At 73.9% G+C, this 5,156-nt stretch carries 6 protein-coding genes; all 6 read right to left on the reverse strand.

Going from position 1 to position 5,156, the window contains the following annotated elements:
• A partial coding sequence (locus CCN51_RS28265) for an SAM-dependent methyltransferase (protein ID WP_245881699.1) occupies positions 1-348 on the reverse strand: 348 nt, incomplete at its 3' end.
• Positions 349-419: 71 nt separating this feature from the next.
• Positions 420-893 (reverse strand): carboxymuconolactone decarboxylase family protein, encoded by a 474-nt coding sequence (locus tag CCN51_RS28270; RefSeq protein WP_014174243.1) that lies wholly within the window; start codon positions 891-893, stop codon positions 420-422.
• On the reverse strand, positions 890-1,732 hold the full coding sequence (locus tag CCN51_RS28275; RefSeq protein WP_043489233.1) for an aminotransferase class IV: 843 nt from the start codon (positions 1,730-1,732) through the stop codon (positions 890-892). Before CCN51_RS28275 ends, CCN51_RS28270 begins: the two co-directional genes overlap by 4 nt.
• 37 nt (positions 1,733-1,769) lie before the next feature.
• On the reverse strand, positions 1,770-2,999 hold the full coding sequence (locus CCN51_RS28280) for an FAD-dependent monooxygenase (protein ID WP_043486256.1): 1,230 nt from the start codon (positions 2,997-2,999) through the stop codon (positions 1,770-1,772).
• A 1-nt stretch (position 3,000) separates the two neighbouring features.
• Positions 3,001-4,599 carry a class I adenylate-forming enzyme family protein gene (locus CCN51_RS28285; RefSeq protein ID WP_055414119.1) on the reverse strand — a complete coding sequence of 533 codons (1,599 nt, stop codon included), beginning with the start codon at positions 4,597-4,599 and terminating at the stop codon, positions 3,001-3,003.
• A gap of 64 nt (positions 4,600-4,663) precedes the next feature.
• On the reverse strand, positions 4,664-5,156 hold a 493-nt coding region (locus tag CCN51_RS28290; protein WP_143675913.1), incomplete at its 5' end, for a class I adenylate-forming enzyme family protein.

A 5,156-nucleotide genomic window follows, 5' to 3' on the forward strand; every position in this document is an offset into this window, starting at 1 on the left:
GGCGTGGGCGGCACCGACGGTGAGCGCGAGGTCGAAGGAGTGCCGTGAGGAGAAGCCGTCGGCCTCCTGCTGATGGAGGACGAGCCGGTCCGCAACCCCGAGGCGCTCGGCCGCCGCCCGGGCGTCGACCAGGGCGGGCTCGGAGATGTCGATGCCCTCGGCATGCACCTTGGGCTGCGCGGACAAGGCGCGCAGCAGCCACTCCCCGCCGCCGCAGCCGAGGTCGAGTACCCGCTCGTCGCCGCGCGGCAGGCCCACTTCGAGCAGTCGGCGCACCGCGTCGTCGTCGATGGGGGAAGCGATCGGATGGTCGGCGTGGGCGAGTCTGGAGATCTTTTCACGATTCACCGCGGCAGCGTGCCAGGGCCCACGCCGCGCCCGCATCTGATTTCGCTCACGGGCGCGACGCCACCCGCGAACTAGCCCGGGATCATCCGGGTGCTGATCGCGGTGCGGTTGTACGCGTTGATGACGACGGCGGCCCAGATGATCGCCGCCACCTGCGGCTCGTCCCACACCTCGCATGCGGCCCGGTAGACCTCATCGGGTACATGTCCGTCCTGAACCGAGGTGACCGCCTCGGTCAGCGCGAGGGCGGCCCGCTCCCGGTCGGTGAAGAACGGCGTCTCCCGCCAGGCGCTCAGCGTGTGGAGCCGCTGGTCGCTCTCGCCGTGGGCGCGGGCGTCCTTGGTGTGCAGGTCCAGACAGAAGGCGCAGCCGTTGAGCTGCGACGCGCGGATCCTGATCAGTTCCAGCAGCTCGGGTTCGACCCCCGCCTCGGAGGCCGCCAGCGCCGCCGCCGCGTGCAGTTCGCCCATCGCCGCCGAGACCTTGGGCGTCAGCTGCTTGAGATTCATCCGGGGAGTCGGTGCGGTACCGGGGGCCATGGTCATCGGGAAGCTCCATTCGTGTCGTTCAGTGGTTCCGCTGCCGTGTCGAGCCAGTTCTGCCAGGAGGCCGCGTGCCGGGCAGGCCCCACGCGCAGCGGGCTGCCGAGCCATTCGGTCACCGGTCGGATGCCGTGCAGGGCGTTGACGAACCACACCTCGCGACCGTCCAGGTCCGCCACGGTGGGCCGGCGGTGCTCCACGGGCACGCCCAGCCGCGCGGCGCGCTCCTCGATCAGGGCCGATGTCACGCCCGCGAGCAGTGGCAGCCCGGGGGAGGGGCGGCACAGGACGTCCCCGTCCCACCACAGGACACTCGCCGTCGCCCCCTCGAGCACCAGCCCGTCCGGCGTGGTGAGCAGCAGCTCCTGCGCCCCCCGCTCGATGGCCCGCCCGCGCAGTTCGGCCAGGAGGGACAGATCGGGTCCCTTACGGCGGGGAAGGACGCGCGGGTCGGCCTCCTCGCTCACCCATACGGCCACGCCCTCGGTGCGCGGTGGTGCGGGCCGTATCCGCAGAAACAGCCTGGCCGGTTCCGGGCCGGCGAGTTCCACCCGCGGAAACCACGCACCGGCGCGCGGCAGGAGGTCGACCGCCTCCTGCCAGAACCTCTCGATCCGCGCCGGAGCGTCGCCCGTAGCCTCCGCGCAGGCCGCGACGAACCGGCGGCGATGCAGTTCCAGGCCCCGCACCCGCCCCTCGTCGACCAGCCAGGAATCGGCGGCCAGCAGCGCGGTGTCCGGCACCGGTCGGCACGGCGTCAGACCGCGGTCCTCGCACCACATCAACGCCCGGATGTCCGGCTCGTTTCCCACGTCCTGGCCGATCTGCCACACTGCGGCCATCTCCATCCTCACGTGCTCCTTCATATCCGAGCCGGGTTCAGTATCCACCGGGCGTGGGGCTGCCGGGCGCCGCGCCCGGCGGTCCGTGGCGCGGCCCATAGGGCGCGTGCTCCAGCCACGCCCCGCATCGGGGCACCACGGGCGCCAGCGTCGCCGCCGCGCGCTGTGCGGCCCGCCCCCAGCGCCGGGGCCGCAGATGCGACAGCGCCGCACCGGCCGCCGCGCTGTTGAACACCGCCGCGGCGCGGCGTACCGCGGCGAACTCGCCGACCGCGGCCGGCGCCCGCGCCGGATCGCGGCACGCCACCGCCACCGCCTCGGCCGCCGCCTCCGCGTCCGCCATCCCGCTGTTCATCCCGCGCGCCCCGAAGGGCGGGAACAGGTGCGCGGCCTCTCCGACCAGCAGCACCCGGCCTCCCGGGTCGATGAACGACGCGGCCACCTTGCGCAGGAAGTGATACCGCGACACCCACAGGACCTGTTCCGCGTACCGCTCGCCGACCAGCGGGGGAAGCCATCGGCGCACCGCCTCCTCGCTGTCGTAGTCCTCCGGCGGGTCGTCGGCGTGACACTGCAGATCCACCTGGAAGCCTCCGGTGAACGGCACTCGCAGCACACTGCGGCCGCCGGTGCCCGGATGCTCGTAGTGGAAGACCCGCTCCACCGGCAGCCCGTCGCCGTCCGGCTCCGCCACGTCCACGACCACGTGGTACCCCTCGGAGCGGTCGCCCTCCAGCGGGATGTCCAGCGCCCCGCGCACCGCGGACCGTGCGCCGTCGGCCGCCACCACATGGCTCGACGTCCAGGTCCGGCCGTCGGCCGCGGCCACCGCCACCTCGCCACCCGCCACCCGTGCGCCGCTCACCTCCGCGTCCCAGCAGAACTCCACGCCCGCCGAGACACACGCCTCGTACAGGAACCGCTCGGTGTCCACCTGGCGCAGACTCGTGAACGGCGGCAGCTCGTCGCCGTCGGCGGCGGGGGCGGAGGTCCGGGCGTACACCTCGCGGCCGCGGTAGAGCGTGCGCCGGGTGCGCCACGTCGTTCCGTACGCGGCGATGCGCGCGCCGAGGCCCGGCCGGGCCCGCTCCAGCAGCCGCAGCGATCGCCGGTGGACGAACAGCGCCCGGCTGCCGGGCCGCACCCGTCCCCGCGGCCCGGCCTCCAGCACGGTGACCGGCACTCCCCGGGCGGTGAGGGCCAGCGCGGCCGTCATTCCCACCGGGCCGGCGCCCACCACCAGGACCGGCCGCCGCCCCTTCGCCACCTCAGCCGCCGGCCCGCGCCGGGGAGAGCGTGGGCAACTCGCCACAGGCGAGCAGCCGGGCGATCTCCAGGCGCTTGATCTTCCAGGTGCCGGTCCGGGGCAGATCCTGGAACCGGCAGTGCACCGGGGCGGACATCCCCGGCAGGTCCGCGGTGGCCCGCTGCCACCTGCCGTCCTCCAGCGGCTCGTCCCCGCGCGTGCACACCAGCGGCACGGGCCGCTCGTCCGGCCCGGCCACGATGACCACCTCGCGCAGCTCGCCAAGGCGCGACAGCAGCGTGTCCTCGATCTCCAGGTTGCTGTCGAGAGCCGGGATCTGATCGACCTCCCGGTCGATCAGATACAGCCCGCCCCACCGGTCCTGGTAGCCCATGTCGCCCATCCGCCACCAGCCCCGGTCCACCTGCCGGGCGTACAGTTCGGGCGCGCCGAGGTAGGTGAGGATACGGCCGCGGGTGCGGGCCTCGATGGCCCCCGGTGTGCCGGGCGGACACTTCCTGCCGCGCTCGTCCACCACCCGGATCCGGGTGAACCCGGGGATCGCGTTGCCGACCCGCCGCCCGCTCGCCCGGCCCGCGTCCCCGCGGCCGTGCCGGCGGAAGACCACCGGGCCCGTCTCGCTCTGCCCGTACAACTGCACCAGGTGTGGCGCGCGGCGCCGGGACGCGCCCAGCAGTCGCCGGACGGTGCGTGGATGGATCGCGTCGAAGGTGGAGCCGTAGGCGCGGACGTTGGACAGCGGTGCGCCGGGGGCGGTGGCCAGGTCCTCCCACAGCACAAAGGTGTTGGGATGGGTCTCGACGATGCCGGGGCGGTGCGCCGCCAGCAGCGGGCCGGCGTGGGCCGGGTCCGGGTCGACGAGCAGCAGCAGCGGGCTGCCGAAGTGCAGCAGCACGCCCAGCAGATGGTAGAAGCGGGAGTGCACATACGACATATGGAGCGCGGCGGGCTCGCCACGGGTCGACCGGCCCAGCGCCTTCTGCGGCACCAGCCGGTTCCACATGGCGTACGGGCAGTGCACCGCCAGCTTGGGGATTCCGGTGGTCCCCGAGCTGTGGGTGATCAGGGAGGGCTCCTTGGGGTGCAGCCGTACGGCGGGACGGCGCGGCGCCCCTTCGTACGTCGCCAGCGCGACGGTGTGCCCCGGTGTGTCGGGGGCGTCGTCCACCGTCAGCACACCGCGCGCCAGTCCCGTGTCAAGACCGCTCAGGGCGCCCTTGAGCGTCGCGTGGTCGGTGATCAGCCAGGGCGCGTGCAGCCGGTCGAGGAGCACCCCCGTGACCGAACCGTCCAGCGACGGCGACAACAGCGCCGGTACCGCGCCGATCCGGGAGACCGCGCACGCCAGCAGCGCGATGTCGACGTTGTCCGTCTTGTGGATGGCCACGTGTTCGCTCGGTCGTACCCCGGCCGCCCACAGCCGTCCGGCCATGTCGTCGACCAGGTCCGCGAGTTCGGCGTAGCCCAGTTCCGTACCGGCGTCCGGGGCGATGTCCAGCGGGCGGTCCAGGGTCACCGGCACATTGCCGTGCCGGGCCGCGGCCTCCCGGAACATCAGCCCGATGTAGAACCCGTGCTCGGGCATCAGCTGTCGCAACATATCCGGATCCTTACGTGCTCGATGTACGTCAACGGAGCGGGCCCCGCCGCGGGGCGCCCGCCGTTCACCAGGCCCCCTGCCGCACCAGATGGCGCCGCAGCTTGCCCGACGGCGTCCGGGGCAGGGAGGGCACCAGATGCACCGCCCTGGGGGCCTTGAAGGCGGCCAGCCGCCGCCGGGCCAGGGCGATCAGATCCGCGCTGAGCGCCCGCCCGTCGATCCCGGAGCCTTCCCCCGTGGGCGCGGCCGGGACCACGAACGCGTGCAGCCGCGTGGCCCCCCGGTCGTCGGGCACGGCGGCCACCGCGACCTCCCGCACCGACGGATGGCGCCGCAGTACGTTCTCCACCTCCAGCGGCGAGACGGTGATCCCGCCCACCATCTCCAGGTCGTCCACCCGCCCCAGATGCCGGTAGCTGCCGTCCGGCTCGCGGCGCGCCCGGTCCCGGGTGCCCAGCCAGCCGCCGACCAGTCTGGCCCTGGACTCCTCCGGCAGCCCCAGATAGCCGGGCGTCACCGTCGGGCCGCGGACCCACAGCTCACCCTCCGCGCCGTCG

This window comes from Streptomyces milbemycinicus (assembly GCF_002154605.1).
Classification (GTDB): domain Bacteria; phylum Actinomycetota; class Actinomycetes; order Streptomycetales; family Streptomycetaceae; genus Streptomyces; species Streptomyces milbemycinicus.

Excerpts from the sequence above, each read along its gene's own strand:
- CCN51_RS28270 (WP_014174243.1), bottom strand. The coding sequence starts at position 893 with ATGACCATGGCCCCCGGTACCGCACCGACTCCCCGGATGAATCTCAAG.
- CCN51_RS28275 (WP_043489233.1), bottom strand. The coding sequence starts at position 1,732 with ATGGCCGCAGTGTGGCAGATCGGCCAGGACGTGGGAAACGAGCCGGAC.
- CCN51_RS28285 (WP_055414119.1), bottom strand. The coding sequence starts at position 4,599 with ATGTTGCGACAGCTGATGCCCGAGCACGGGTTCTACATCGGGCTGATG.